Genomic DNA, 25,766 nt, shown 5'->3' with positions numbered 1-25,766 from the left:
CCTCCCACCGACTTCCCCCTCACCGGTACTCCGACAGCCTGCGCCCGATGCCGAGGACCGCGCCCGCCGCGCCCAGCACGGCGAGGACGGCCGCGCCCACCGGCAGTCCGGTCATCGCTCCCAGCCCGTCACCGGCGGAGCGCTGGAACTCGGCCTCCTCGTGCGTGAGCGCCTGGGCGAGGCTCTCGTCGACGTTGTCGAAGCACGCGCCGGTGGCTTCCTTGCCGCCTATCACCAGGTTCAGCGCGGTCTCGTAGGCGCCGTTGTCGTCCTGCTCGCGGGCCTCGGTGTGCCGCTTCTGCCACTCCGTCATGCTGCTCTCGGCGACGGCGACCGGCTTCCTGCCCGGGTCGTCGTCGGCCAGCCTCGCGGCCTCGGCCAGACCCTTGCCGAGGATCTTCATATTGGTCTTGAAGTCCTGGTCGTACGCGTCCACGACCTTTTCGTCGCCCTGCTCGTCCTTGACCGTGACCGTCTCGGCGCCGCGGGACACCAGGGTGAGGTTCTCGTTGCCGCGGGCCTTCAGGGAGGCGATCCGGGCGTCGTGCAGCACGTTCAGCGAGCGGACGCCGTGGTCGTAGGAGGCGTTGAGGCCCGCGCGGGCGACGGTGTGGCCGACGACCAGCCAGAGCAGGACGACCGCGGCGGTGGCCGTCGCGGCGACCAGGCCGTGGTTCAGGACCCGGTTGGTGCGGCGGTAGTTGCGGTGCTGGGCCCAGGCGAGCGCGGCCAGCGCGAACACGCCGAGGGCGATCGCCGCCCACGGGTAGGGCGTCGCGTCGTCGTAGTCCGCCCGCAGCCGCTGGTTCTCCTTGTCGTACAGCGCCTGCGCCTTGGGCAGCATGTCGTCCTGCATCTTCTCGTTGGCGTAGCGCAGATACGCGCCGCCCACCGGGAAGCCCTGGCGGTTGTAGGTGCGGGCCCGCTCGATGAGGCCCTTGTACTCGGGCAGCAGCCGGTTCAGCTCGGTGACCGTCGCCGCCGCGGAGGAGCCCGGGTCGGAGTTGGCGGCGGCCTTCACCAGGCCGCCCGCCGCCAGGTCGATGTCCTTCTCGTAGCGCTGCCGGGAGGCGGGGGTCTCCTGGCCGCCGGCGAGGAAGCCACTGGAGGCCGCCGTGTTGGCGTCGGCGAGGGAGCGGTAGATGTCGGCGGCGGCGCTGCTGAGCGGCTGGCTCTTGTGCAGCACGTCGTCGGCCGCCGCGGCCCGTTCCGTGGTCTGCCACGCGGTCACCGCGCCGAACGCGATGACGAGCGCGGCGATCAGCGCGCCGATGATCCGCAGCCGCCCCGGCTCGGTGACGGCCGCGGCCCGCAGCCGGTCCAGCCCCTCGGCGAACGCGGTACGGCGCGGCTCCTGCGGCGCGGGCCCGGGCGTGGGGGTCCCGTCGGCCCGGATCCCGGGCTGCGGCGGCACGGCCGGCATCGTGGGCATGCCGCCCGGTGCGGGTGGCGCCGCGCTGCTCTTCGGCGGGTGTGTCACTGTTTGACCTCCCCCATGGTCATCCGTCGCCGCAAGTATCACCGCCGGGACCGACGAACGTCACCGGCCTTCACTGGATCTTGATCGGATCGCAGCGTGCGGCCCGGCACTGCGGCGCACCGCGACGGCCCGCACCACCACCCCCTGCCCATTCACACGCGGGGAGAATCTGTTCGGTTCCAGGTTCGGGGGTGGGATGCCCGCAGGGCCAGGGGCGGGCCCGGGACAGGGCGTTCTCACTGCTCGTAGTGGTCCCGCAACCGCTCCTGCGCCTCAGCGGAGGCTCCGGTGCGATCCAGCCCCAGCAGCGCCGCCCCCAACACCGGACGCGCCGTCACCACCCGCGGTACGGCCTTGGGGGCGCGTTCCGCGAGCAGGCGCCGCACCCCGTCGTCCAGGAGGGGGTGCCGGGCCGCGAGGACGCCGCCGCCCAGCAGGACCGGGGTCTCCTCGTCCAGCAGCTCCAGCCGGGTCAGCGCCACCGCCGCCATGGTCACCACCTCGTCGGCCAGCCGCTCCACCAGGGCGCGGGCGACCGGATCCCCGCCGGCCGCCGTCGCGAACAGCACCGGGGTGAGCTCATGGCGCCGGGCGTGCCCGATGTGCTCCAGGTGCAGCGCCTCGATCAGCGCGTACATGGACGCCAGCCCGAAGTGCGCGGGCAGCGTCCGGGCCAGCTCGGTCGGCTCCCCGCGCCCGTCGTCGGCCCGCGCCGCCCACCACAGGGCCTCCTCGGCGAGCCCCCAGCCGCCGCCCCAGTCACCGGAGATCCGGCCGAGCGCGGGGAAGCGGGCGGTGCGCCCGTCGGGCCGCATGCCGACGCAGTTGATGCCCGCGCCGCACACCACGGCCACGCCCCGCGGCTCGGCGGCACCGGCCCGCAGGACGGCGAAGGTGTCGTTGCGGACCTCGACCGATCCGCCCCAGCCGCGGTCCGCCAGCGCCGCCGCCAACTGCTCCTCCTCCACCGGCAGATCGGCGTTGGCGAGACAGGCCGAGACATGGGTGACGGAGGTGACGCGGGCGGCGGCGAACGCCTCGGCGACCGCCGCCGCCACCTCGTCCACCGCCTGCCGCACCCCCACCGCGGGCGGCCGGAACCCGCCGCCGCGGCCCGTGCCGAGGACCGTGCCGTCCGCCGCCACCACCGCGACGTCGGTCTTGCTGTTGCCCGCGTCGACGGCGAGGACGCTCGCGGTGCGGGCGGGTTCGGTCAGGCCCACGCGAGGTGCTCCCGGTTGTGTGCGACCAGACGGTCGGTCAGCGCGTCGGCGTTCTCGTACTGGCCGATCAGGGGGTGGGCGAGCAGGGCCTTGAAGACCCGGTCCCGACCGCCGTGCAGCGCGGCCCCGAGGGCGAGGTCCTCGTAGGCGGTGACGTTCGCCATCAGGCCCGCGAACAGCGGGTCCACGGCGGGCACCGGGAGCGGCACGGGACCGCCGGGGCCGACCGCCGCCTGGGTCTCGATCACCGCGTCGTCGGGCAGGAACGGCAGCGTGCCCCGGTTGAGCGTGTTCACCACCTGGTACGGGCTTCCCGCGCCGCCGAGCAGGGCCGCCACGAGGTCCACGGCCGCCTCCGAGTAGTAGGCGCCGCCCCGCTTCGCCAGCAGCGCCGGCTTCTCGTCCAGCGCCGGGTCGCCGTACATGCGCAGCAACTCGGCCTCCATGGCGGCGACTTCGGCGGCCCGCGACGGCTTCTCCCGCAGCTCCCGCACCACCGCGTCATGGGCGTAGAAGTAGCGCAGGTAGTACGACGGGACCACGCCCAGGCGGTCCACCAGGGTGTGCGGCAGCCGCAGGTCCGCGGCGATCGACTCGCCGTGCGCGGCGAGGAGTTCGGGCAGCACGTCCTTGCCCTCGGGGCCGCCGACGCGCACCCCGGTCTCCCAGGTCAGGTGGTTGAGGCCCACGTGGTCCAGATGGACCTCGGCGGGGGTGACGCCGAGGAGGGCGGCGAACCTGCGCTGGAAGCCGATCGCCACGTTGCACAGCCCGACGGCCCGGTGTCCGGCCGAGAGCAGTGCGCGGGTCACGATCCCCACCGGGTTGGTGAAGTCGACGATCCAGGCGTCGGGGCTGGCGCGCCGGACCCGTTCGGCGATGTCCAGCACCACGGGCACGGTCCGCAGGGCCTTGGCGAGCCCTCCGGCGCCGGTGGTCTCCTGGCCGACGCAGCCGCACTCCAGCGGCCAGGTCTCGTCCTGCTGCCGGGCGGCCTGGCCGCCGACGCGGAGCTGGAGGAGGACCGCGTCGGCGCCCTCGACGCCGGCGTCCAGGTCGGCGGTGGTGGTGATCCGCCCGGGGTGGCCCTGCCGGGCGAAGATCCGGCGGGCCAGTCCGCCCACCAGGTCCAGGCGTTCGGCGGCCGGGTCGACGAGGACGAGTTCCCCGATGGGCAGGGTGTCCCGCAACCGGGCGAAGCCGTCGACGAGTTCGGGGGTGTAGGTCGAGCCTCCGCCGACCACGGTGAGTTTCATATGCGGCTAACCCTTTACTCCGGTGAGCGTGACGCCCTCGACGAACGCCTTCTGCGCGAAGAAGAACACGAGGATCACGGGGGCCATGACCAGCACGGTTGCGGCCATGGTGAGGTTCCAGTCGGTGTGGTGCATGCCCTTGAAGGACTCCAGGCCGTAACTGAGCGTCCAGGCGCCGGAGTTCTCCGAGGCGTAGATCTGCGGTCCGAAGTAGTCGTTCCAGGCGTAGAAGAACTGGAACAGGGCGACGGCCGCGATGCCCGGCTTCGCCATCGGGACGATGACCCTGAGCAGGGTCCTGAGGTCCCCGCAGCCGTCCACCTTCGCCGCGTCCACGTACTCGTTGGGGACCGTCATCAGGAACTGGCGCAGCAGGAACACGGAGAACGCGTCCCCGAACGCCATCGGCACGATCAGCGGCCACAGCGTGCCCGAGAGGTCCAGCTGCTTGGCCCAGAACAGGTACATGGGGATGACGACGACCTGCGGCGGCAGCATCATCATCGAGATGACCAGCATCAGCAGCAGATTGCGGCCCCGGAAGCGGAACTTGGCGAGCGCGTACGCCACCGGCAGCGACGACACGACCGTCAAGGCCGTGCCGAGCCCGGCGTAGACCAGCGTGTTGCGCCACCAGGTGAGGAAGCCCGGGGTGTCGAAGACCTTGCGGTAGTTGCCCCACTCCCAGGTGTGCGGGACCAGGTCCCGGCTCAGCGCCTGCGTGTCGCTCATCAGCGAGGTCAGGAACACGAACACGAACGGCAGGGTGAAGAAGAGGGCGGCGGCGATCCCGAGGGAGTGCACCGCGACCCATTCCAGGGCGGCCCGGCGGCGGGCCGCACGCGCGGGCGCCGCGGGGTCCTGCCTCGACTCCAGCGGACGGTCCAGTACTTGGGTCATGTCAGTCACCTGCCTGGAGGAGACCGCCGCGGCGTCGCATCAGGAACGCGGTGAAGGCCATGGAGAGGGCGAACAGCACCAGGGCGACGACACAGGCCGAGCCGTAGTCGAAGCGCTGGAAGCCGAGGTTGTAGACGAGCTGGGGGAGGGTGAGCGTCGACTTGTCCGGGTAGCCGGGCTCGAACATGGTGCCCGCGCCCTGGATCACCCCCGAGGCGACCTTCCCGGCGATCAGCGGCTGCGTGTAGTACTGCATGGTCTGGATCACGCCGGTGACCACCGCGAACATCACGATCGGTGAGATGTTCGGCAGCGTCACGAACCGGAACCGCTGCCAGGCGGACGCCCCGTCCAGCTCGGCCGCCTCGTACTGCTCCCTGGGCACGTCGAGCAGCGCGGCCATGAAGATGACCATCAGGTCGCCGATGCCCCACAGGGCGAGCAGGGTGAGGGCGGGCTTGGACCAGGTGGGGTCGTTGAACCAGCCCGGCGCCGGGACGCCGATCTTCTCCAGGACCGAGTTGACGGGCCCGGTACCGGGGTTGAGGAGGAACGCGAAGGACATGGTGGCGGCCACGGGCGGCGCGAGGTACGGCAGGTAGAACAGGGTGCGGAAGACCCCGGTCCCCGTCTTGATCTTCGTGATGAGCAGCCCGATCCCGAGCCCGAACAGGACCCGCAGGCTCACCATCACGACCACCAGCCACAGGGTGTTGCGCAGGGCGGGCCAGAACAGCGGGTAGTGCTCGAAGACATAGGTCCAGTTCTGCGTCCCGCTCCACGTCGCCGGCTTGAAGCCGTCGTAGTGCATGAAGGAGAAGTAGACCGTGGACAGCAGCGGATAGGCGAAGAAGACCGTGAAGCCGATCAGCCAGGGCGAGAGGAAGGCGATCGTGCGCAGCGCCGACCGGCGGCGCTTCGACGCCAGGGTGACGGCGGCCATCACTTCGCCTGCGCGATGTCCGTGTCGATCTGCTTCGCCGCGTCGGCGAGACCCTTGTCGAGGTCGGTGATCTTGCCGCTCTCGTAGCCGTATCCGAGCTCCTGGATCGTCGTCAGATACACGCCGCCGTTGACGGAGGCGGGCGCCGAGGTCGACTTCGGGTTCGCCGCGATGTCCAGGAACGTCTTGAAGCGGGGGTCGTACTTCAGCTTCGGCGACTTCAGGGCCGCCAGCGTGGACGGCACGTTGTGGATCTCGTTGGAGAAGCCCACGACCGCGTCGGTGTCGGTGGTGATGTACTTGACGAACTCCCAGGCCGCGTTCTGCTTGCCGCTGTTGGCGGCGACACCGGCGATCGTGCCGGTGATGTAGCCCTTGCCGTACTCGTCGGCCCGGTCGTCGGGCACGGGCAGCGGGGCGACCCCGATCTCGAAGTCCGGCTTCGTGTCCAGGGCCATGCCCAGCCGCCACTCGCCGTCGAGCTGCATGGCGACCTGGCCGGTGTGGAAGGGGTGCTTGGCGCCCCACTCGTCGCCCAGGGTGGCCCGGTACTTCTCCAGCCTCCGGTAGCCGCCGAGGTCGTCGACGAGCTTCTTCTGGAGGGTGAACATCTCCTTGAACGCCGGGTCCTCGGCCAGCTCCGACTTTCCGCTGGAGTCGAAGTACGTGGGTGAGAACTGCCCGAGGTAGTGCTCGGTGGTGCTCTCCCAGCCGTGGTAGTTCGGCATGAACCCCAGCTGCTCGTACGAGTCGCCCTGCGCGACCGTCAGTTTCCTGGCGTCCTTCTCGAACTCGGACCAGGTCCTGGGCGGGGCGTCGATCCCGGCCTTCTCGAACGCCGTCTTGTTGTAGTAGAGCCCGTAGGCGTCACCGAGCAGCGGGACGGCGCAGCGGTTGCCGTCGTACTGGGTGTACTCGTTCATCGCGGCCGGGAACGTCTTGGCGGGGTCGATGCCCGACTTCTCGAAGAACGGGTTCAGGTCGACCAGGGCGCCCGAGGAGCAGAACTTGCCCACGGCGTTGGTGGTGAAGGACGAGATGACGTCGGGGGCCTTGTCGCCGCCGGTGCGCAGGGCCTGGTTGATCTTGTCGTCGGTCATGTTGCCGACGACGTTGACGTGGATGTTGGGGTGCGCCTTCTCGAAGCCGGCGACGAGCTGCTTGACGGCCGCCACCTCGGTGTCCGCGCTCCAGGCGTGCCAGAAGTTGAGGGTGGTCTCGGCCGAGGCGTCGTCGTCCGCGCCGGAGCCGGACTGGCCGGTACAGGCGGTGGTGGTGAGGAGGGCGGCCGTCGCGATCAGGGCGAAAGCCGTTATTCGGGCGTGCTGAGGCATGACTGAATCTCCTGGGGGCGACGAAACGGGTGTGCTCTGCGGAGGAGTTCTGCGGAGGGGTGAGGCGTGAGGCGTGAGGGGTGAGGGACGAAGGGCGGGGTCAGCGGGAGGTGTCGAAGACCTCGTCGCGGGTGGCCGCGAGCGCGCTCTCCAACGCGCCGCGCAGCACGGGGTGTTCGTGTACGTCGCCGACGAGCAGCCGGGGCCGGGCCGCGGCCAGTTCCGCCAGTTCGGACTGGACCAGGGCGCGCAGGGGCTCGCCTCCCGAGGTGAGGGAGGCGCCGCTGAGGACGACGAGTTCGGGGTCGAGGACCGAGACGAGGGAGGCGAGACCGGTCGCGAGCCGGGTCGCGTACGTCTCCAGCAGGTCCTGATGGGCGGGGAGTTCGGGATGGGCGGCGGCCCGGGCCAGCAGTACGGCGGCGGCCTCGGCGGCCGGGCCCGGGGGGATGTTCTCGATGCCCAGTTCACGGGCGAGCCGGGGCACGGCCTGTGAACCCGCCAGTTCCTGGTAGCCGCCGCTGTTGGCCTTGGTGACCTGGCGGACCAGTGGGGTGCCGGGCACGGGCAGGAAGCCGACCTCGCCGGCGCCGCCGGTCCAGCCGCGGTGCAGTCGCCCGCCGAGGACGAGCGCGGCACCGAGACCGCCCTCGTTCCACAGCAGGACGAAGTCGTCGTGGCCCCGGGCCGCGCCGAGCCGCTGCTCGGCCACCGCCACGAGGTTGACGTCGTTCTCGTAGTCGACCGGCATCGGCAGCGCCGCGGCGAGTTCGTCGAGCAGGGTCGGCGAGTGCCAGCCCGGCAGGTGCGAGGCGTAGCGCAGCCGGCCGGTGCCGGGGTCGAAGGCGCCGGGGGTGCCGACGACCAGCCGGTGCAGATCGCCCCGGGTGCGGCCGGCGGCCTTCAGGGCGCCGTCGAGGGCGTCGGTGACCTGCTGGACCGCCGGGTGGTGGCGGCCGGGGGTGGGCAGTGCGTAGGAGCCGACCGTGCGGCCGGTGACGTCGGCGACGGCGGCGAGGATGCGCTCGGGGGAGACGTCCAGGCCCGCGGCGTACGCGGCGGCCGGATTCACCTCGTAGAGCTGGGCGTTGGGGCCCGGACGGCCCTCGGTGGTGCCTGTCGCGAGGACCAGCCCCGCCGCTTCCAGGCGGGCCAGGAGCTGGGAGGCGGTCGGCTTGGAGAGCCCGGTGAGCTTGCCGATCCGGGTGCGGGAGAGCGAGCCGTGCTCCAGGAGGAGATCGAGCGCGGCACGGTCGTTCATGGCGCGGAGCGTGCGCGGGGTGCCGGCCATGTGCTCCCCCTCTCTCCCTCGACGGTCAGGACATGACTACCAGGCCATGACTATCAGGCGGTGACTGTTAGGAATGTTTCCTATCGGATGCAGGGAACATAGGTTTGGACCTGTGGGGAGTCAAGAGGGGCACAGCGAACCGCCCCCTCAGGAAACGGAGTCGTTACCTGAGGGGGCGGCGGAAGAGGCTGCCGGGGCTACTTCACGTCGATGAAGTCACCGGCGGCCGTGGCGGCGCCGGTCGTCGACGTGCCCGCGAAGACGTACCGGTAGTAGCCGTCCTTCGTGGCCTTCACCGTGGTCTTCAGGGCACCGCCGGCCGAGGACGTGACCCCCTTGACGTTGCTGTAGGCGCTCGTGCCCTTGGCGCGGAACTGGAGGGTGACCTTCTGGGAGACGTAGCCGGAGTACTTCCCGGCTTCCCAGTCGGCGCGGCTCAGCTTGCCGCTGACGGTGATCGTCTTCCCCTTCTTCACCGGCTCCGGCGAGGCGTTGACGGTGACCTTGGCGGCGCGCCTGATCTGCGCGGTGCCCAACTTGCCCCAGGCGGCGGCGCCGTACTCGAGGCTGACGTGGTCGTCGGAGTCGTCGAGGTCGGCGGTGATGCTGCCGTAGTACCCGCCGACCTTCCAGGTCGTGGCGTCCGCGGCCTCGTACAGGCTCCACGAGGGGTCGAGCGTGAGGGTGTCGGTGCACGCCTGCGTGACGGTGGTGTCCGTCGTCGCCGTCGTGGTGCAGGACGGCGAGGCGTCGTCGGCGATCTCGTTGGCCGGGGTCGCCAGGCTGCCGCGGTAGAGCATCACGCCCGCGGCGCTGGTCTTGTAGTCGATCTCCAGACCGGACGGCCGGGTCAGCGTGTACGACACCGGGACGACGACCTCCTTGGTCGTACCGACGGTGATCGCCTTGCCCTTGTTGACGGTGACGTCCGCGAAGACGAGGTCCGGGGTCGCGGCCTGGGCGGCGGGCACGGCCAGCGCGGACAGGGCCAGGGCGCCGGACAGTGCGGCGCCGATGGCGAGCTTTCTCATGTGTCTCCCCACATTCGGCGGTGGGCCCCCGGGCGTTGCGCTCCAGAACACGGGCCCACCGGAAGATCGAACGTAGGCGGGAGATCAGGTGAAGGGAAGTGGGGCGGCCTGTGAAGAGGATTAATTCGCCGACAGGCGTCACGAGTTCATCACGATCACGCTTTCCGCAGGTGGAGAGGGTGTTCTTCACAGGTTCCTGCTCTTGTATCCCGCTGCGGACGTAGAAATCGGACAGGAGGGCGGGAATGGGAACTTCGGCACGACGCGCCCTCGCGGTCTGCCTCGCCGCGACCGCCCTCACGGGCTGCCGGGTGGGCGGCGACGACACGGTGGCGGTGGCCCGGGTCGCCAAGGTGACCTGCGGGGACCTTCGGTGGGGAAGGGTGGATCAGGAACAGACGCTGATCGCCGTCTCGCCGGTCGTCGAGGTGGGCGAGGAGGACGGAGAAGTCCGCTTCCCTCCGGTCCGGGTGCGGGAGGTGAAACCCCGTGTCGAGACGAGTGGGCAGGGCCCGTCGGCCAAGGCGGTCTTCGCGTCCCTGGAGAAGCACCTCGGGCCCGACTACGAGGACGTGTTGAAGAGGCCCGGCACCTCGTCCGCGACCAGCGAGCGCGACAACTTCGCCGACTCCCTCGGCGCTTCCGGCGGGTTCGTGTTCGCCTCCGGGGTACGGGCCGTCGACGCGACCTTCGCCACCGACTGCGACGGCTCGACCGTGTACGGCAGCGTCAGCACCTGGTACGGCACCAGTGGGACCTCGTTGAAGTGCGGTCACGACCCCAGGTCGGAGACAGCGGAGGAATGGGTCCTGGAGGCCTACGGACTGGCCTGCGGGGGTGGCGCGTGAAGCTGCTGCTGACCTGCTGGTGGCACTTCGCCGGCTACCTGCTCCCGCCGATGGCCGTGGTCTTCCTCATGAACCTGCTGGACGAGGGATTCTCCGGGGGCGACCTGGGCGGCATGCTCGTGGGCTGGGGCGGCGTCAGTCTCTGCGCGGCCGTGCTCGCCGTGGTGCTGCTGCGGCGCCGGGCCCGGGGCGCCGGGATCGTCCTCACCGTCGGCGCCCTGGCCGACCGTCAGATCCGCCTGCTGCGCGCACGCGACCCCGGTGACGGCTGGCAGACGCGGGTCCGGGACCGGCTGGCCGCCGGTGAACGGGCCTCCCTCGTCGCCGAGAAGGGCCGGGAGGAGATCTGGTTCCGCTGGCGCCCGGGCCGCTCCGACCGCTCCGTCTGGGGCTCGCTCGCCTTCGACGCCGACGCCGGGACGGTGGTTCTCGACCTGCGCGACGGCGAGCGGCTGCTCGGTGTCGCGGGCCTGCGCCGGGGCGCGGCGTTCACGGCGCTGTGCCAGGTCGCGGTCGCGCTGGAACTGACGGGCGACCCGTGATCGGCGAGGTCTGCGAACGGTCGCTGGTCGTCCTCGGCGTCGTCCTGCCGGCCGCGGCGGCCTGGACCCTGGTGACCGGACGGTGGCCCCTGTGGCCCGAGTCCTGCGCCCGGCCCCGCTGGATGAGCGGATGGGCGGTGTGCCTCGCCCTCATCGGCCTGGGACACCTGCCCGTGTTCGACGAACTCCCGCACCCGGCCCTCGGACTCCTCCTGCTCGGCCTCGTCTTCCAGCACCTGGCCCGGGGCCGCGGAATCCGGACACGCGCCACCCGCCGAGGCGAGGCCTGACGGGCCACGCCTTGCTCGGGGGGCTGCGGGAGCCGGGCACGCGCGTGCGTGCCGTCGACGGCGGGACGCACGCCGTCCGGCAGCCGCCCCGGACCCGGGCCGGTCGGCTGCCCCTTCGCGGGCCTCGGGCCAGCAGCCGTCCTGACCGCGCCGCCTGCTGCGGCGGCTGCTGCGCCGCCTGCCGGGGCGGGCCTCGCTCAGCGGTTGCGACGGCCGGGCGTGCGTGTCCGTGTCGTCGGCGGTGAACGACCGCCGGCCGGCAGCCGCCCCGGTCGGTCGTTCTCCTGGCGGGCCTCGGGCGGGCAGCCGTCCCTGACTGCGTCGTCCGGCGGCGGACGGCTGCTGCCCGCCTCATCGCGGATCTCGGGCCGGCAGCCGTCCTGATTGCGTCGCCTGCTGCGGCGGCTGACCGGTCATGCCTTGCTCAGCGGCGGCGGGCTGCTGCTGTCGACCACGAGCGGGCGGTTTGCCCCGGCCTTGGGCCGGTCGGTCGGCCCCGTGCGCCTCGGACCGGTGGCCGGCCTGGCCGGTCATGCCTCGTTCGGCGGCCCCAACCGTCGGGCGGGGCTACTTCTGGGACAGTGGGGTGGCCGCCTGGGCCTGGGGGGACGAGGCGTTGGCGAAGACCGACGGGGCCGCCATGCCGGCCGTGGGGTCGGCCTCGGCCGGGGCGTCCGCCGCGACCGCGGGGCCGCCGACGATCGGGATGTCCGCCGCGTCGAAGGCGTGCTTGATGCGCCAGCGCAGCTCGCGCTCGACGGTGAGGGCCTTGCCGGGCATCGTCTTGGCGGAGACGCGGACGACCATCGTGTCCAGCAGGACGCTGTCCAGGCCCAGGGTCTGGATCGGCCCCCACAGGAGCTCGTTCCAGGGCTCCTCCTTGCTCATCCGCTCGGCGACCTCGTCGATCGTCGCCCTGACCTTGTCGAGGTCCTCGGAGGTGCGGACGGTGACGTCGACCCCGGCGGTGGCCCAGCCCTGGGAGAGGTTGCCGATCCGCTTGACCTCGCCGTTGCGGACGTACCAGATCTCGCCGTTGTCGCCGCGCAGCTTGGTCACGCGCAGGCCGACCTCGATGACCTCGCCGGAGGCGACGCCCGCGTCCACGGTGTCGCCGACGCCGTACTGGTCCTCCAGGATCATGAAGACGCCGGAGAGGAAGTCGGTCACGAGGTTGCGGGCGCCGAAGCCGATCGCGACACCCGCGACACCGGCGGAGGCGAGCAGCGGGGCCAGGTTGATCTCGAACGTGCCGAGGATCATCAGCGCGGCCGTGCCCATGATGAGGAAGCTGGCCACCGAGCGCAGCACCGAGCCGATCGCCTGGGACCGCTGGCGGCGCCGCTCGACATTGACCAGCAGACCGCCGAGCGCGGTGCCGTCGACCGCCTGCGCGGTGCGGTTCATGCGATCTATGAGCTTGGTGATCGCCCGCCGGACCGCGACTCTGAGGACCGCCGCGATCACCAGGATCAGCAGCACGCGCAGACCGATCGCCAGCCAGGTGGACCAGTTCTCCTCGACCCAGCTGGCGGCGTTCGTCGCGCTCTCCTGCGCGTCCTGGAGCGAGGGCACCGAGGGTGACGTCGACTCGGACGGGGTCGGGGACGGCGAAGCGGCGGCCAGCAGGGCGGCGGACAACGACACGGCAGGTACCTCCAGGTGGAACGGGTCCACCGCCCGGGGCGGGCAAGGTCACGGAAAGGTCACCGGACGGCGGAAGCACCACACTAACGGTGCAGCGTGTGTGGATCGTCGCCATGTTCGAGGGAGAGACCGTGCTCACCTGGGGATGCTGAAAGCAGTGCTCGCAGGTGTGGTCGAAAACACTCCCAGCCCGTTACCGGGAGATGGTGGCGCTTCGACCAGGCATGAGGGGAGACTGACTACAGATCGTCCCGGCGCGAGCCACGCGCCGCCGACGCCCAAGGAGGCATCCGTGCCGCATGTCCTGGTCCTCAACGCGTCGTACGAGCCACTGGGCGTCGTACCGCTCCGCCGCGCGCTCATCCTCGTCCTGGAGAACAAGGCCGTCTGCCTTGAGGAGTCCGGCGCCTTCATGCACAGCGCGACCGTCACAGTCCCCGCACCAAGTGTGGTCCGGCTCAAGCGATTCGTCCGGGTTCCCTATCGGGGGCCCGTTCCTCTGACCCGGCGCGCGCTCTTCGCCCGTGACGGCGGCCGGTGCATGTACTGCGGTGGCGTCGCAACCAGCGTCGACCACGTCATCCCGCGCAGCCGCGGGGGCAAGCACGTCTGGGACAACGTGGTGGCCTCGTGCCGCCGCTGCAACCACGTGAAGGCCGACCGGCATCTGTTCGAGATCGGCTGGCGGCTGCGCCACAAACCCGCTCCACCGACCGGCCTGGCCTGGCGCATCATCGGGACCGGGCACCGGGACCCGCGCTGGCTGCCGTACCTCCAGCCGTACGGCGCGGACGACGCCCTGGCCCGGATCGACGGCATCTCAGCCTGACGACGATCCGGGCCTTCGTGCGTCCCGGGGGTCCCCCGTGCCCCCGGGACCCCTCTCACGCGTACCGCAGCTCCGCCGGGCGCACCCCGCGCCGCAGCAGCGGCAGCGAGGCTGCCGCGGCCAGCAGACACGCCCCGTACACGACGACCGGCGCCAGCAGCGCCATGTACGGCACCACCGTCGTCCCGTGCTCCGAGGTGGCCGCGGCGTACCAGAAGCCGATCGTCAGACCGCCGAGCCCGGCGAGCGTGGTCGCGGAGGCCAGCGGGATCGCCGTCTCCAGCAGGGTGGCCCGCGCCAGCACCCGGTACGGCACCCCGCTCGCGGTCTGCGCGGCCAGACCCCGCCGCCGGACGGCGACCGACTCGGCGGTGCCCACGGCGAGCGCGACGAGGACGAGGACCAGGGCGGCGAGGATCGCGGACCCGGTCAGATCGATGCCGTCGGTGTAGTAGCCGAGGTCCATGCCGAGCCGGCCCTCGCGCCGCGCCGCGTGCAGATCCGCGAGCAGCACCTGCCGCACCCCGAGGAAGCCCGAGGCGACGACCGTCACCAGCAGCACCGCCGCATGCGTACGGGCCGCCGCCCACGGGTCCTCGCGCAGCCGCTCCGCCGCGATCAGCACCGCCGGGCTCTTGGCGCGCACGGCCAGCCCCTCGCCGAGCTGCCGGGCGGAGGCGCCGCTCAGCCACACCGCCACCGCGCCGACCAGCAGGCACGCGGTGAACACCGTGAGCGGGGTGAGCGCGAACGCGAAGGGCACGTCGTGGAAGGGCGTGGTCCCGATGGAGAGCACCGCCAGGACCAGCACCGTCGTCGCCACCCGGAACAGCCGCCCCGGACCCTCCGCGGGCCGCACCCGCCGTATCCGCCCCAGCGGCGAGGCGACCACCCGGCGCAGCGCCACCGTGCTCACCACCGCGCCCAGCACCGGCACCCCCACGGTCACCAGCGCGATGCCCGCCCAGGCCACGGGGGCGGGGTGGTGCCACTGCCGCAGCAGGGTCAGGACGGAGAACACCGTGGCCACCGCCGACCCCGCCAGGCAGGCCAGGCCCGACTCCAGCGCCGCGATCCGCCGCACCTGGGCGGGCGTCGCCCCGGCCAGCCTGAGCGCCGCCAGCCGCCGGTCGCGGTGCACCGCGCCGATCCGGGCGCACTGCCCGACGAAGCCGACGACCGGGACGAACAGCAGGAGCAGCGCGGCCACCACCCCGATCCGGGTGCCCGGCCGGTCCAGCAGCCCGCCGCCCACCGGCACCGTGCGCTGCCCCTCCAGGGACACCAGCGCGGCGACGACCAGGCCGAGCCCGGTCGCCAGGGCCGCGCCGACCGCGGTGAGCAGGACCCGCCACCACTCCCGGCGGTCCGACCCCCGGGTGAGCAGCCACGCCAGCCGTACGTCGGCCCTCATGCCGTCACCTTCCGGGCCGCCGCGGTCGTCCCGTCGTCGAGCCGGACCTCGCGGTCCGCGTACGCGGCGACCTGGGCGTCGTGCGTGATCAGCAGGACCGCCGTGCCCCGGTCCCGGGCCGTGTGGGCGAGGGCCGTCATGACCTGTTCGCCCGCCAGGGAGTCCAGCGCACCCGTCGGCTCGTCCGCGAAGACGATCCGCGGGCCGGTGACCAGCGCCCGGGCCAGCGAGGCCCGCTGGGCCTGACCGCCGCTCAGCTCGCCGGGGCGCAGCTCCTCCTGCCCGCGCACACCGAACCGCTCCAGCCACTCGCCGGCCTTCTCCCGGGCGTCCTTGCGGGAGCTGCCCGCGAGCATCAGGGGCAGGGCGACGTTGTCGAGGGCGGTCAGTTCCGGGATGAGCTGCCCGAACTGGAAGACCACCCCGAACTCGGTGCGCCGCAGCTCGCTCAGCCGCTTCTCCGGCAGGGCGTCGAGGCGCTCCCCGGCGTAGTCCACCGAGCCCGAGTCCGGGCGCACGATGCCCGCGAGGCAGTGCAGCAGCGTCGACTTCCCGCTGCCGCTGGCACCGGTCACGGCCAGGATCTCCCCGGCCCGCAGCTCGACCGACGCGCCCCGCAGCGCCTCCGTCCTGCCGTGCGCCTTCACGAGGTCGCGGGCCGCGAGGAGCGGCACTGGGTTGCTCATGCTGAGTCGACCTCCGCGGTCAGGGTGGTGAGCCGGCCCGCCGTGGTGGTCATCCAACGGAGGTCGGCGTCGAGGTGGTTGAGGGCGTAGTCCGCCGAGAGGACGGTCGCCAGATCGGCGCCCTCGGCGGTCTTCACCTGTGTCAGCTCCCGCATCCGCGCCATGTGGGCGGCCCGTTGGGCCAGCAGGTACGACTCCGGGTCGCCGCCGGAGAGGATCGCGACGACGACCTTGGCGAAGATCTCGTTGGCCACGAACGGCGCGGGCGGGGTGATCTCCCCGGCCCACCGGGCCAGTTCACCCGTCCCCTCGGGCGTCGAGCGGTATGCCGTGCGCTCCGGGCCGCCGTCGGAGCCGGTGGCGTCGATCTCCGCGAGGCCGTCGCGGACCAGGCGCTGAAGGGTCGTGTAGACCTGCCCGTAGGCCAGCGGGCGGGCCTGCGGGAAACGTTCGTCGTGGCGTCGCTTGAGGTCGTAGCCATGGCTCGGACCGGAGGCGAGCAGCCCCAGCAGGATGTGGCGGGTGCTCATGGGACTCAGTATGCACCGAGTACATGTACTGAGTGAATAGTGGGAGGGGAGGGTGAGAGGGGTGATCTCGGTGGACGGCCGTTCCCGCACCCCGGAACATGACGAAAAGCACGTTCTCGCCCTCCGCACGTCTGCTCACGCGCCCGCTGGGTAGGGCTGCGACTACCGCACCCGACGACCGCACCCCACATGAGGAGGCTCCCGTGGCCGCATCGGCACACCTTCTGCTCTCGGCCCTGTCCAAACCCGGGGCGCTCGACACCGCACCCGAGGCGCTCACCGCGTACGACTGCGTCCTCAGCGCGGAGAGCGCCTGCGCCGAGACCCCCCTGACCAGCGAACCGCCCCTGCCCGACGCCGAGCCCCTGACCAGCGAACCGCCCCTCTCCGACGCCGCCCCGCTGACCAGCGAGTCCGATGCCGGCGCGGAGCTGTAGATGACCGGTGCCGAGGAACTCTCCCGGCTCGCCGGGCTGTACGGCGTCGCCACCTCCTACAGCCCCGCCCCGGACCGCGTCGTCACCGCCTCGGCCACCGCCGTCACCCGCGCCCTCGCCGCCCTCGGCGTCGACGTCTCCGACCCCGCCGCGGCCCTCGCCGCCCGCGAACACGCCCTGCGCGAACGCCTCCTGCCGCCCACCGTCGTCTGCTGGGGCGGCGCCGCGCCCGCCGCGCTCGACGACCTCCCGGACGGCACCCGACTCCGGGTCAGGACCGAACAGGGCGAGACCCGCACCTCGGTCGCACAGCTCCCGCCCGGCGTCCACCGGCTCACCGCCCACGCCCCCGACGGACGCGTCGCCGAGGCCCACCTCGTCGCCGCCCCCGCCCGCCTCCCCGTCCCCGGGGAACGCTCGTACGGCGTCCTCGTCCAGCTCTACTCCCTGCTCTCCCGGCGCTCCTGGGGCATGGGTGACCTCGGCGACCTCGCCGAACTCACCGCCTGGGCCGGACGCGCCCTCGGCGCCGGATTCGTCCAGGTCAACCCGCTGCACGCGGGCGTACCCGGCGCCCCCACCGACCCCTCGCCCTACCGGCCCTCCTCCCGCCGCTTCCCCGACCCCGTGCACCTGCGCGTCGAGGACGTCCCCGAGTACGGCCGGGTCGCCGACCGGGAACGGCTGCGCGCCCTCGGCGACCGCGCCCGGCTGCTGCGCGAAGCGGTCCTGGAGAAAGGCGCGCTGATCGACCGGGACGCCGTCTGGGAGCTCAAGAAGGAAGCCCTGGAACTCGTCCGCGAGGTCCCCCTCGGCCCCGGCCGGCGAGCCGCCTACGCCGACTTCCTCGCCGAGCAGGGCGAGGCCCTGGAGGACCACGCCACCTGGTGCGCGCTCGCCGAGATCCACGGCACCGACCGGAGCCGCTGGCCCGCCGCGCTCCGCGACCCCCGCTCCGCCGGGACCGCCCGCGCCCGCGCCGAGCTGATGGACCGCGTCGACTTCCACGGCTGGCTCGCCTGGCTCACCGACGGCCAGCTCGTCGACGCCCAGCGCGCCGCCCGCGACGCCGGGATGCCCGTCGGCGTCATCCACGACCTCGCGGTCGGCGTCCACCCCGGCGGCGCCGACGCCTGGGCCCAGCAGCAGTACTTCGCCACGGGCATGTCCGTGGGCGCGCCCCCCGACGCCTTCAACGCCCGCGGCCAGGACTGGGGGCTGCCGCCCTGGCGCCCCGACCGCCTCGCCGAGTCCGGCTACGCCCCCTACCGGCAGCTGCTCCGCGCCCTCTTCCGCTACGCCGGCGCCCTGCGCATCGACCACGTCATGGGCCTGTTCCGGCTCTGGTGGGTGCCCGAGGGGGAAGCGCCCACCGACGGCACCTACGTCCGCTACGACGCCGAGGCCATGCTCGCCGTCCTGGTCCTGGAGGCGTCCCGTGCCGGGGCCGTCGTGATCGGCGAGGACCTCGGGACCGTCGAACCCGGCGTCCGCGAGACGCTGCGCGAACGCGGTGTGCTGGGCACCTCCGTGCTCTGGTTCGAACGCGACTGGGACGGCGACGGACGCCCCCTGCCCCCCGACCGGTGGCGCGCCGACTGCCTCGCCACCGCCACCACCCACGACCTGCCCTCCACCGCCGCCCGCCTCACCGGCGAACACGTCGAACTCCGCCACCGCCTCGACCTGCTGACCCGCGATCTGGCCGTCGAACGGGCCGAGGCCGCCGCCGACACCGGCGAGTGGCTGGAACTCCTGTCCCGCCTCGGCCTGCTGCACGGCACCGCGGGCGGGCACGGCGACTCGGCGGAGGAGGCCGAGATCCAGGCCGTCCACCGCTTCCTGCTGCGCACCCCGGCCCGGCTCGTCGGCGTCTGGCTGCCCGACACCGTCGGCGACCGCCGCCCGCAGAACCTCCCCGGCACCTGGGACCAGTACCCGAACTGGCGCCTGCCCGTCGCCGACGCCGACGGCAAGCCGGTCACCCTGGAGGAACTGGCCTCCTCACCCCGGCTGCACGCCCTGGTGGAGGTGTTGCGCGGACCGGGGGAGCGAGCGGGGGAGTGAGCGGGGGAGGGCCGCGGGAGTCCGGGCGAGGAGTGCGGACCCTCTTACGCACCCCCGGGCGCGCGGCCCGGAGCGGCGTTGGATATTTTGGCACCGTGGACAAGAAGAACGCTCTGCGCGCCGGCGCCCTGGCTGCCGGTACGACGCTGATGATGCTGCTCATGACGTCCCCCGCGCTCGCGCTCACCCGCGACGACGGCGACGACCCGGGCCCCGGCCTGAGCGTCGTCGAGACCCTGGGGCTCTACGTCGTCGCCCCGCTCGCGATCTTCGCGGTCATCACGGGCCTCGTGATGGTCCTGGACCGCTCGCACCCGGATCTGCGGCACACCGCGACCAAGGGCAAGGCGAAGGCCGGCGCCTGACCGCCGGTTCCCACCGCGTCACGTCCCGCGAGGGCATCGTCCCCACCTCACCGGTGGCGGACGGTGCCCTCGCCGTGTTCCGGGGCCGCCCGGAGGGCCTCAGGGGCTGGGCGCCGTGAGGTACCGCTGCACCGTGGGCGCGAGCCACGCCACGACCTCCTCCGGGTGCAGCCCCACCGCCGGCGGGATGCGCAGGACGTAACGCGTCAGCGCCAGGCCCAGCACCTGTGACGCCACCAGGGCGGCCCGGACCGGCGCCTGCTCGTGGTCGGGGCAGACCTGGAGCGCGACCCCGAGCAACTGCTCCCGGAAGATGCCCTGCATCCGCTCCGCCCCGGCCTGGTTGGTCACCCCGACCCGCAGCAGCGCCGTGAGCACCTCGTTCTCCTCCCACGTGGCGAGGAAGTGCCGCACCAGCACCCGGCCCACGTCCCGCCGGTCCGCTCCGTCCAGGTCCGGCAGCCGCAGATCGACGGTGACGGCCGCCGCGAACAGGCCCTCCTTGTTGCCGTAGTAGCGCATCACCATCGACGGATCGATCCCCGCGTCCCTGGCGATGGCGCGGATGGTGGCCCGCTCGTACCCGTCGGCCGCGAACCGCTCCCGGGCCGCGAGGAGGATCGCGTCCCGGGTCGCCTCGGAACGGCGGCGCGAGGCGGGGCCGGCGGAGGAGGCGGTGGGGGCGGCGGGGTTGCCGGGGCCGGTGGAGGTGCCGGGGTCGGCGGGGGAGGCGCCGCTGCTTGCTCTCATGCCCGGGAGTCTAGGCCAACGAACGTTTGCCAACACCTGTTGGCCAACAGGTGTTGACTTCGCCGGAAGGCCCGCCCTATCGTCGTCAACAAGCGTTGGCCAACAACCGTTGGCATCCACTGGTCGGCATCAGGAGGCCCCATGAACGCCACCGGCGCAGAGACAGGCACCGCCACCCCCGTCATCGTCGTCGGCTCCGGCCCCACCGGCCTCCTCCTCGCCGGGGACCTCGCGACCGCCGGCGTCCCCGTCACCCTCCTGGAGAAGCGCCCCCACCGGATCAGCAACCTCTCCCGCGCCTTCGGCGTCCACGCCCGCACCCTGGAGCAGCTCGACGCCCGCGGCCTCGCCGACGCCCTGATCGCCACCGGCGACACCCTCACCGGTCTCAAGCTGTTCCGCAGGCTCACGCTCGACCTCGGCACCCTCCCCTCCCGCTTCCCCTTCCTGCTGATCACCCCGCAGTACGAGGTCGAGCGGCTGCTGGAGCGCCGCGCGCGGGAGGCCGGGGTGCGGTTCGCGTACGAGAGCGAGGTCCTCGGGCTGCGCCAGGACGCGGACGGCGTCGACGTCGAGGTGCGGGAGGCGGACGGCACCGTCGTCACCCGCCGCGCCGCCTATGTCGTCGGCGCCGACGGGCATCACAGCGCCGTGCGCGCGGCGGTCGGCCTGCCCTTCCCCGGTGTCGCCGTCATCAAGTCGCTGTTCCTCGCGGACGTCAGGCTGGAGCGGGAACCGGAGAGCGTGCTCACGGTCGACGGCGCGGGTGACGCGTTCGCGATGATCGCGTCCTTCGGTGACGGCTGGTACCGGGTGATGGGCTGGAACCGCCGCAACGAGGTCGCCGACGACGCCCCGCTGGACCTCGACGAGATCAAGGAGGTCGCCCGCCGCGCGCTCGGCACCGACTACGGCATGCACGACGCCCGCTGGCTCTCCCGCTTCCACAGCGACGAGCGCCAGGCGCCCGCGTACCGGGTCGGCCGGGTCCTGCTCGCCGGTGACGCCGCGCACGTCCACTCGCCGGCCGGCGGCCAGGGCATGAACACCGGCCTCCAGGACGCGGCCAACCTGAGCTGGAAGCTCGTCGCCGCCGTGCGGGGCTGGGCGCCCGAGGGGCTCCTCGACACCTATCAGGCGGAACGCCACCCGGTCGGTGCGGCGGTCCTGCGCAGCAGCGGCGGCCTGGTCCGCCTGGCCCGGGCCCGCAGCCCCTGGCTCCGCGCCGCGCGCACCCTGGTCTCCGCCGTCGTGGGCGCCGTCCGTCCCCTCCGGCGCAAGGCGCTCGGCCAGGTCTCCGGTATCGGCCACCGCTACCCCGCCGCCCGCGGCGCCCACCGTCTCACCGGTACCCGCGTCCCCGACCTGGCCCTGGAGTCGGGCCGTCTCCACGAGGCCCTGCGCGGCGGCCGGTTCGTCCTGGTCGTCCCGGCCGCCGGGTACGAGGACAAGGGCGCCCGCAAGGACCGGCTGACCGTGGAGCACTGGACGGGCGAGCGGCGTACGACCCTGCTGGTGCGGCCCGACGGGTACGTGGCCTGGGCGGCGGACTCGGCGGACCCGGCGCGGACCGAGGCGGCGCTGGCCGAGCACCTCGGTCGCTGAACGGCCCCCGCCGAGCCGCCCGTCACCGAACTCCCGGCCGTCGAAAGGCCGGTGAGCCGTCGAACGGTCAGTGGGCCGTCCCCGCCAGCAACTCCCGCAGCAGGTCGGCCAGTCGGCCGGCCTGTTCGTCGTCCAGCGCCCCGAGCGCCTCCGTCTGGGCGGCCAGGCCCGCGCCGACCGCCTCGTCGATGAGCCGCAGCCCCTTCCCGGTGAGGGTGACCTGGAGTCCCCGGCGGTCATGGGGGTCGGGGGAGCGGCGCAGCAGCTCCGCGCGTTCCAGCTTGTCCAGCCGGCCGGTCATGCCGCCCGTCGTGAGCATCAGCGTCGCGGAGAGCTGGCGGGGGGAGAGGGTGTAGGGCTCGCCGGTGCGGCGCAGGGTCGCGAGGACGTCGAACTCGCCGCGGGCGATGCCGTAGGGCGCGTAGGCGGCCTCCATGCGGTCGCCCATCGTGCGGGAGAGGCGGAAGATCCGGCCGAAGACCTCCATCGCCCGGGTGTCCAGATCGGGCCGGACCGCCGCCCACTGGCCGATGATCGCGTCGACGGGGTCCCTGGGCTGCTCCGGGCGTGCACTCATGCGCCGAGTATCGGCCGAAACCGGGTCACCCGCAAGAAACTGGCTTGCCAGAAAGTTGCTTAGCGGTAAGCTACTTTCAAGCGAGCTTCTTTCGAGGAGGTTCCCCGTGAACCGCACCGCCACCGTCCTGCTCACCGCCCTCGCGCCCGTCTCCTGGGGCACCACCTACGCCGTCACCACCGAGCTCCTCCCGGCCGACCGCCCCCTGTTCACCGGCGTCCTGCGGGCCCTGCCCGCCGGGCTCGTGCTGCTCGCGCTCGCCCGGGTGCTGCCGCGCGGGGTGTGGTGGGGGAAGGCGGCGGTGCTGGGGGCGCTGAACATCGGGGCGTTCTTCCCCCTCCTCTTCCTCTCCGCGTACCGGCTGCCGGGCGGCATGGCGGCCGTCGTCGGGTCGGTCGGGCCGCTGCTCGTCGTCGGCCTGTCCGCGCTGCTGCTGGGGCAGCGGCCCACCACCCGCAGTGTGCTCACCGGCGTGGTCGCCGCCTTCGGGGTCAGCCTGGTCGTGCTGAAGGCGGCCGGGGAGCTCGACCCGGTCGGGGTGGCGGCGGCGTTCGCGTCGGCCGCCTCGATGTCCGCCGGAACCGTGCTCACCAAGCGCTGGGGGCGGCCCGAGGGCGTGGGCCCGCTCGCCCTGACCGCCTGGCAGCTCACCGCCGGAGGGCTGCTCATCGCCCCGCTCGCCCTGTTCGTCGAGGGCGCCCCGCCCGCGCTGGACGGGCGGGCCGTGGCCGGCTACCTCTACCTCGCCCTCGCCAACACGGCCGTCGCCTACTGGCTCTGGTTCCGCGGCATCGGCCGGCTCACCGCCACCCAGGTCACCTTCCTCGGCCCGCTCTCCCCGCTGACCGCCGCCGTCGTCGGCTGGGCGGCCCTCGGCCAGTCGCTGACGCCGGTGCAACTCCTGGGAATGGGGCTGGCGTTCGGGGCGACGGTGGCGGGCCAGCGGCGCCCGCGCGGCGCGGGCACGGTCACCGTCACCGGCCGCCCGTCCGCCGTCCCCCGCGCGACGGCCGTGCGCTGACCCGGACGTGTCCGCCCACGAAGAAGGGCGCCCGGCACGATGCCGGGCGCCCTCCTCGTCGTACCGGTGACTAGCGGGCGGCGTCCGCCGCCTGGGCCCTCAGCGCGCGCTCGACGCCCGAGCGGGACTCCGAGACCAGGCGGCGCAGGGCCGCGTTGGGGGCCGCGGAGGCCAGCCAGGCGTCCGTGCGGTCCAGGGTGTCCTGGGAGACCTGGAGCGAGGGGTAGAGGCCGACCGCGATCTGCTGGGCGATCTCGTGGGAGCGGGTGTCCCAGATCTCCTTGACCACCTCGAAGTACTTCTCCGTGTACGAGGCGAGCAGCTCGCGCTGGTCGGTCTGGACGAAGCCGCCGATCACGGCCTCCTGCACCGCGTTCGGGAGCTTGTCGGACTCCACGACCGACGCCCAGGCCTCCTCCTTGGCCTCCGCCGTGGGACGGGAGGCGCGGGCGGTGGCCGCGTGCCGCTCACCGGCGGCGGTCCTGTCGCGCTCGTACTCGGCGGAGATCTCCGCCTCGTCGAAGCGGCCCACCGCCGTCAGACGCTCCACGAACGCCCAGCGCAGATCGGTGTCGACGGCCAGGCCCTCGATCGTCTGCGACCCGTCGAGCAGCGCCTCCAGCAGGTCCAGCTGCTCCGGGGTGCGGGCCGTCGCCGCGAACGCGCGCGCCCAGGCGAGCTGGTGGTCGCCGCCCGCCTCGGAGGACCGCAGATGGGCCAGCGTGGCGTCCGTCCAGCGGGTCAGCAGGGCCTCACGGGCGGTCGGGTCGGCGTACAGCTCGACGGCCAGCTTCACCTGGCGGTGCAGGGACTGCACGACACCGATGTCGGACTCCTTGCCGATGCCCGACAGCACCAGGGACAGGTAGTCGCGGGTGGCCAGTTCGGCGTCCCGGGTCATGTCCCAGGCGGATGCCCAGCACAGGGCGCGCGGCAGGGAGGACTCGAAGTCGCCGAGGTGCTCGGTGACGAACGCGAGGGACTGCTCGTCCAGGCGGATCTTCGCGTACGACAGGTCGTCGTCGTTGAGCAGGACGACGGCCGGGCGGCGCCTGCCGACCAGCTGCGGCACGGCGGTCAGTTCGCCGTCCACGTCCAGCTCGATCCGCTCGTCGCGCACCAGCTTGCCGCTGTCCTCGTCGAGTTCGTACAGGCCGACCGCGATGCGGTGCGGGCGCAGGATCGCCTCGCCCTGGACGCCGGCGGGCAGCGCGGGGGCCTCCTGGCGGATCGCGAAGGACGTGACGACCCCGTCCGCGTCCGTCTCGATCTCCGGGCGCAGGATGTTGATGCCGGCGGTCTGGAGCCACTTCTGGGCCCAGGTGCCCAGGTCACGGCCGGAGGTCTCCTCCAGCGCGCCCAGCAGGTCCGACAGCCGGGTGTTGCCGAACGCGTGCCGCTTGAAGTACGCCTGCACGCCCGCGAAGAACTCGTCCATGCCGACATAGGCGACGAGCTGCTTGAGGACGCTGGCGCCCTTGGCGTACGTGATGCCGTCGAAGTTGACGAGGACGTCGTCCAGGTCACGGATCTCGGCCATGATCGGGTGCGTGGACGGCAGCTGGTCCTGCCGGTACGCCCAGGTCTTCATGGAGTTGGCGAACGTCGTCCAGGAGTGCGGCCACCGGGAGCCGGGGGCGTACGCCTGGCAGGCGATCGAGGTGTACGTGGCGAACGACTCGTTCAGCCACAGGTCGTTCCACCACTCCATGGTGACGAGGTCGCCGAACCACATGTGGGCGAGCTCGTGCAGGATGGTCTCCGCGCGGACCTCGTACGCGGCGTCCGTCACCTTGGAGCGGAACACGTACTGGTCGCGGATGGTGACCGCGCCCGCGTTCTCCATCGCGCCCGCGTTGAACTCCGGCACGAAGAGCTGGTCGTACTTGGCGAACGGGTAGGCGTAGTCGAACTTCTCCTGGAACCAGTCGAAGCCCTGCCGGGTCACCTCGAAGATGGCGTCCGAGTCGAGGAACTCGGCGAGCGAGGGACGGCAGTAGACGGCGAGCGGGACGCTCTGCCCGTCCTTCTCGTACACGCTGTGCACGGAGTGGTACGGGCCCACGATCAGCGCCGTGATGTACGTCGAGATGCGCGGCGTCGGCTCGAACTCCCAGACGTCGCCCTTCGGCTCGGGCGTCGGCGAGTTGGAGACGACCGTCCAGCCGGAGGGCGCCTTCACGGTGAACCGGAACGTGGCCTTCAGGTCCGGCTGCTCGAAGGAGGCGAAGACACGGCGGGCGTCCGGGACCTCGAACTGGGTGTACAGATACGCCTGCTGGTCGACCGGGTCGACGAAACGGTGCAGACCCTCGCCCGTGTTGGTGTACGCGCAGTCCGCCACCACGCGCAGCACGTTCTGGCCCGCCAGCAGACCGGGGAGCGCGATGCGCGAGTCCGCGAAGAGCGCCGCGGGGTCCAGGGGGTCGCCGTTGAGCGTCACCTCGTGGACGGTCGGGGCCACCAGGTCGATGAACGACTCGCCGTTCCCGGCGGCGTCGAAGCGCACCGTGGTGACAGACCGGAAGGTACCGCCCTCCTGCGCCCCGGAGAGGTCGAGATCGATCTCGTAGGACTCGACGGTGAGCAGCGCAGCCCGTTGCTGAGCCTCTTCGCGAGTCAGGTTTGTGCCAGGCACGCGGTCATCTCCTCGTTATGGGTAGGTTCGGCGGTTCGGTCATCCTTCCATGGGTCCCGCAC

The 25,766-nt window shown here is 72.6% G+C and carries 24 protein-coding genes; 9 read left to right on the top strand and 15 right to left on the bottom strand.

Features of this window, described 5'->3' with window-relative positions; genetic code table 11:
- Positions 1–19 precede the first annotated feature (19 nt).
- The 8 genes from ACIPSE_RS02020 to ACIPSE_RS01985 form a co-directional block, all read right to left on the bottom strand.
- Complete coding sequence (locus tag ACIPSE_RS02020) at positions 20–1,480, bottom strand: hypothetical protein (RefSeq protein ID WP_401656368.1); 1,461 nt, start codon at positions 1,478–1,480, stop codon at positions 20–22.
- A gap of 236 nt (positions 1,481–1,716) precedes the next feature.
- Complete coding sequence (locus ACIPSE_RS02015; RefSeq protein ID WP_401656366.1) at positions 1,717–2,703, bottom strand: N-acetylglucosamine kinase; 987 nt, start codon at positions 2,701–2,703, stop codon at positions 1,717–1,719.
- Positions 2,694–3,959: a 6-phospho-beta-glucosidase gene (locus ACIPSE_RS02010; protein WP_401656364.1), complete on the bottom strand. Its 1,266-nt coding sequence runs from the start codon at positions 3,957–3,959 to the stop codon at positions 2,694–2,696. Before ACIPSE_RS02010 ends, ACIPSE_RS02015 begins: the two co-directional genes overlap by 10 nt.
- A 6-nt stretch (positions 3,960–3,965) precedes the next feature.
- The gene (locus tag ACIPSE_RS02005; protein ID WP_401656362.1) at positions 3,966–4,859 is read right to left on the bottom strand and encodes a carbohydrate ABC transporter permease; all 894 of its coding nucleotides are present in this window, start codon (positions 4,857–4,859) and stop codon (positions 3,966–3,968) included.
- A 1-nt stretch (position 4,860) separates the two neighbouring features.
- Complete coding sequence (locus ACIPSE_RS02000; protein WP_401656360.1) at positions 4,861–5,802, bottom strand: carbohydrate ABC transporter permease; 942 nt, start codon at positions 5,800–5,802, stop codon at positions 4,861–4,863.
- Complete coding sequence (locus tag ACIPSE_RS01995; protein ID WP_401656358.1) at positions 5,802–7,136, bottom strand: ABC transporter substrate-binding protein; 1,335 nt, start codon at positions 7,134–7,136, stop codon at positions 5,802–5,804. Before ACIPSE_RS01995 ends, ACIPSE_RS02000 begins: the two co-directional genes overlap by 1 nt.
- Before the next feature lie 100 nt (positions 7,137–7,236).
- Positions 7,237–8,427, bottom strand: a complete 1,191-nt coding sequence (locus ACIPSE_RS01990) for an ROK family protein (protein WP_401656356.1) — start codon at positions 8,425–8,427, stop codon at positions 7,237–7,239.
- Between the two features lie 197 nt (positions 8,428–8,624).
- The gene (locus ACIPSE_RS01985) at positions 8,625–9,458 is read right to left on the bottom strand and encodes a hypothetical protein (RefSeq protein ID WP_401656354.1); all 834 of its coding nucleotides are present in this window, start codon (positions 9,456–9,458) and stop codon (positions 8,625–8,627) included.
- Between the two features lie 245 nt (positions 9,459–9,703).
- Between ACIPSE_RS01985 and ACIPSE_RS01980 the strand changes: the two genes are divergently transcribed.
- From ACIPSE_RS01980 to ACIPSE_RS01970, 3 genes are read left to right on the top strand one after another with little or no spacing between them, the layout of a single operon-like run.
- On the top strand, positions 9,704–10,306 hold the full coding sequence (locus ACIPSE_RS01980) for a hypothetical protein (RefSeq protein ID WP_401656352.1): 603 nt from the start codon (positions 9,704–9,706) through the stop codon (positions 10,304–10,306).
- Positions 10,303–10,848, top strand: a complete 546-nt coding sequence (locus ACIPSE_RS01975; protein WP_401656350.1) for a hypothetical protein — start codon at positions 10,303–10,305, stop codon at positions 10,846–10,848. The genes ACIPSE_RS01980 and ACIPSE_RS01975 overlap by 4 nt, the downstream gene beginning before the upstream one ends.
- Positions 10,845–11,138: a hypothetical protein gene (locus tag ACIPSE_RS01970; RefSeq protein ID WP_401656347.1), complete on the top strand. Its 294-nt coding sequence runs from the start codon at positions 10,845–10,847 to the stop codon at positions 11,136–11,138. Before ACIPSE_RS01975 ends, ACIPSE_RS01970 begins: the two co-directional genes overlap by 4 nt.
- Before the next feature lie 567 nt (positions 11,139–11,705).
- Here ACIPSE_RS01970 and ACIPSE_RS01965 read toward each other — a convergent pair.
- Entirely contained in the window at positions 11,706–12,785 is a 1,080-nt protein-coding gene (locus ACIPSE_RS01965) for a mechanosensitive ion channel family protein (protein WP_401656345.1), read from the bottom strand.
- Between the two features lie 292 nt (positions 12,786–13,077).
- On the opposite strand from ACIPSE_RS01965, the gene ACIPSE_RS01960 reads away from it, so the two are divergent.
- On the top strand, positions 13,078–13,614 hold the full coding sequence (locus ACIPSE_RS01960; protein ID WP_079308460.1) for an HNH endonuclease: 537 nt from the start codon (positions 13,078–13,080) through the stop codon (positions 13,612–13,614).
- A 55-nt stretch (positions 13,615–13,669) separates the two neighbouring features.
- Here the strand turns inward: ACIPSE_RS01960 and ACIPSE_RS01955 are convergent, their stop codons facing one another.
- From ACIPSE_RS01955 to ACIPSE_RS01945, 3 genes are read right to left on the bottom strand one after another with little or no spacing between them, the layout of a single operon-like run.
- On the bottom strand, positions 13,670–15,028 hold the full coding sequence (locus ACIPSE_RS01955; protein WP_401656343.1) for an FtsX-like permease family protein: 1,359 nt from the start codon (positions 15,026–15,028) through the stop codon (positions 13,670–13,672).
- A complete protein-coding gene (locus ACIPSE_RS01950) occupies positions 15,025–15,714 on the bottom strand; it encodes an ABC transporter ATP-binding protein (RefSeq protein ID WP_401656341.1) in 690 nt (229 codons plus the stop codon). The genes ACIPSE_RS01955 and ACIPSE_RS01950 overlap by 4 nt, the downstream gene beginning before the upstream one ends.
- Positions 15,711–16,244, bottom strand: a complete 534-nt coding sequence (locus ACIPSE_RS01945; RefSeq protein ID WP_401656339.1) for a PadR family transcriptional regulator — start codon at positions 16,242–16,244, stop codon at positions 15,711–15,713. Before ACIPSE_RS01945 ends, ACIPSE_RS01950 begins: the two co-directional genes overlap by 4 nt.
- 203 nt (positions 16,245–16,447) lie before the next feature.
- Here ACIPSE_RS01945 and ACIPSE_RS01940 point away from each other — a divergent pair, with 203 nt between their 5' ends.
- The 3 genes from ACIPSE_RS01940 to ACIPSE_RS01930 all read left to right on the top strand — a co-directional run bounded on the left by ACIPSE_RS01940 (position 16,448) and on the right by ACIPSE_RS01930 (position 19,113).
- Positions 16,448–16,681: a hypothetical protein gene (locus ACIPSE_RS01940; protein WP_401656337.1), complete on the top strand. Its 234-nt coding sequence runs from the start codon at positions 16,448–16,450 to the stop codon at positions 16,679–16,681.
- Positions 16,682–18,748, top strand: a complete 2,067-nt coding sequence (gene malQ, locus ACIPSE_RS01935; RefSeq protein WP_401656335.1) for a 4-alpha-glucanotransferase — start codon at positions 16,682–16,684, stop codon at positions 18,746–18,748.
- Between the two features lie 95 nt (positions 18,749–18,843).
- The gene (locus tag ACIPSE_RS01930) at positions 18,844–19,113 is read left to right on the top strand and encodes a hypothetical protein (RefSeq protein WP_401656333.1); all 270 of its coding nucleotides are present in this window, start codon (positions 18,844–18,846) and stop codon (positions 19,111–19,113) included.
- A gap of 99 nt (positions 19,114–19,212) precedes the next feature.
- Here the strand turns inward: ACIPSE_RS01930 and ACIPSE_RS01925 are convergent, their stop codons facing one another.
- A complete protein-coding gene (locus ACIPSE_RS01925) occupies positions 19,213–19,863 on the bottom strand; it encodes a TetR family transcriptional regulator (protein WP_401656331.1) in 651 nt (216 codons plus the stop codon).
- Positions 19,864–20,004: 141 nt separating this feature from the next.
- Between ACIPSE_RS01925 and ACIPSE_RS01920 the strand changes: the two genes are divergently transcribed.
- Positions 20,005–21,468, top strand: coding sequence for an FAD-dependent monooxygenase (locus ACIPSE_RS01920; protein ID WP_401656329.1), 1,464 nt, complete (start codon positions 20,005–20,007; stop codon positions 21,466–21,468).
- Positions 21,469–21,535: 67 nt separating this feature from the next.
- On the opposite strand, the gene ACIPSE_RS01915 is transcribed toward ACIPSE_RS01920, so the two are convergent.
- Complete coding sequence (locus tag ACIPSE_RS01915) at positions 21,536–22,045, bottom strand: MarR family winged helix-turn-helix transcriptional regulator (RefSeq protein WP_401656327.1); 510 nt, start codon at positions 22,043–22,045, stop codon at positions 21,536–21,538.
- Positions 22,046–22,151: 106 nt separating this feature from the next.
- Between ACIPSE_RS01915 and ACIPSE_RS01910 the strand changes: the two genes are divergently transcribed.
- Positions 22,152–23,066 carry an EamA family transporter gene (locus tag ACIPSE_RS01910; protein ID WP_401656325.1) on the top strand — a complete coding sequence of 305 codons (915 nt, stop codon included), beginning with the start codon at positions 22,152–22,154 and terminating at the stop codon, positions 23,064–23,066.
- A gap of 70 nt (positions 23,067–23,136) precedes the next feature.
- Here the strand turns inward: ACIPSE_RS01910 and pepN are convergent, their stop codons facing one another.
- A complete protein-coding gene (gene pepN / locus ACIPSE_RS01905; protein ID WP_401656324.1) occupies positions 23,137–25,704 on the bottom strand; it encodes an aminopeptidase N in 2,568 nt (855 codons plus the stop codon).
- Positions 25,705–25,766: the final 62 nt, after the last annotated feature.

The sequence above is a fragment of the Streptomyces sp. NPDC090106 genome (assembly GCF_044747265.1).
In the GTDB taxonomy this organism is placed as follows: domain Bacteria; phylum Actinomycetota; class Actinomycetes; order Streptomycetales; family Streptomycetaceae; genus Streptomyces.
Note: the sequence above shows the minus strand (reverse complement) of the source record. Positions and strands in the feature narration are given on the sequence as shown.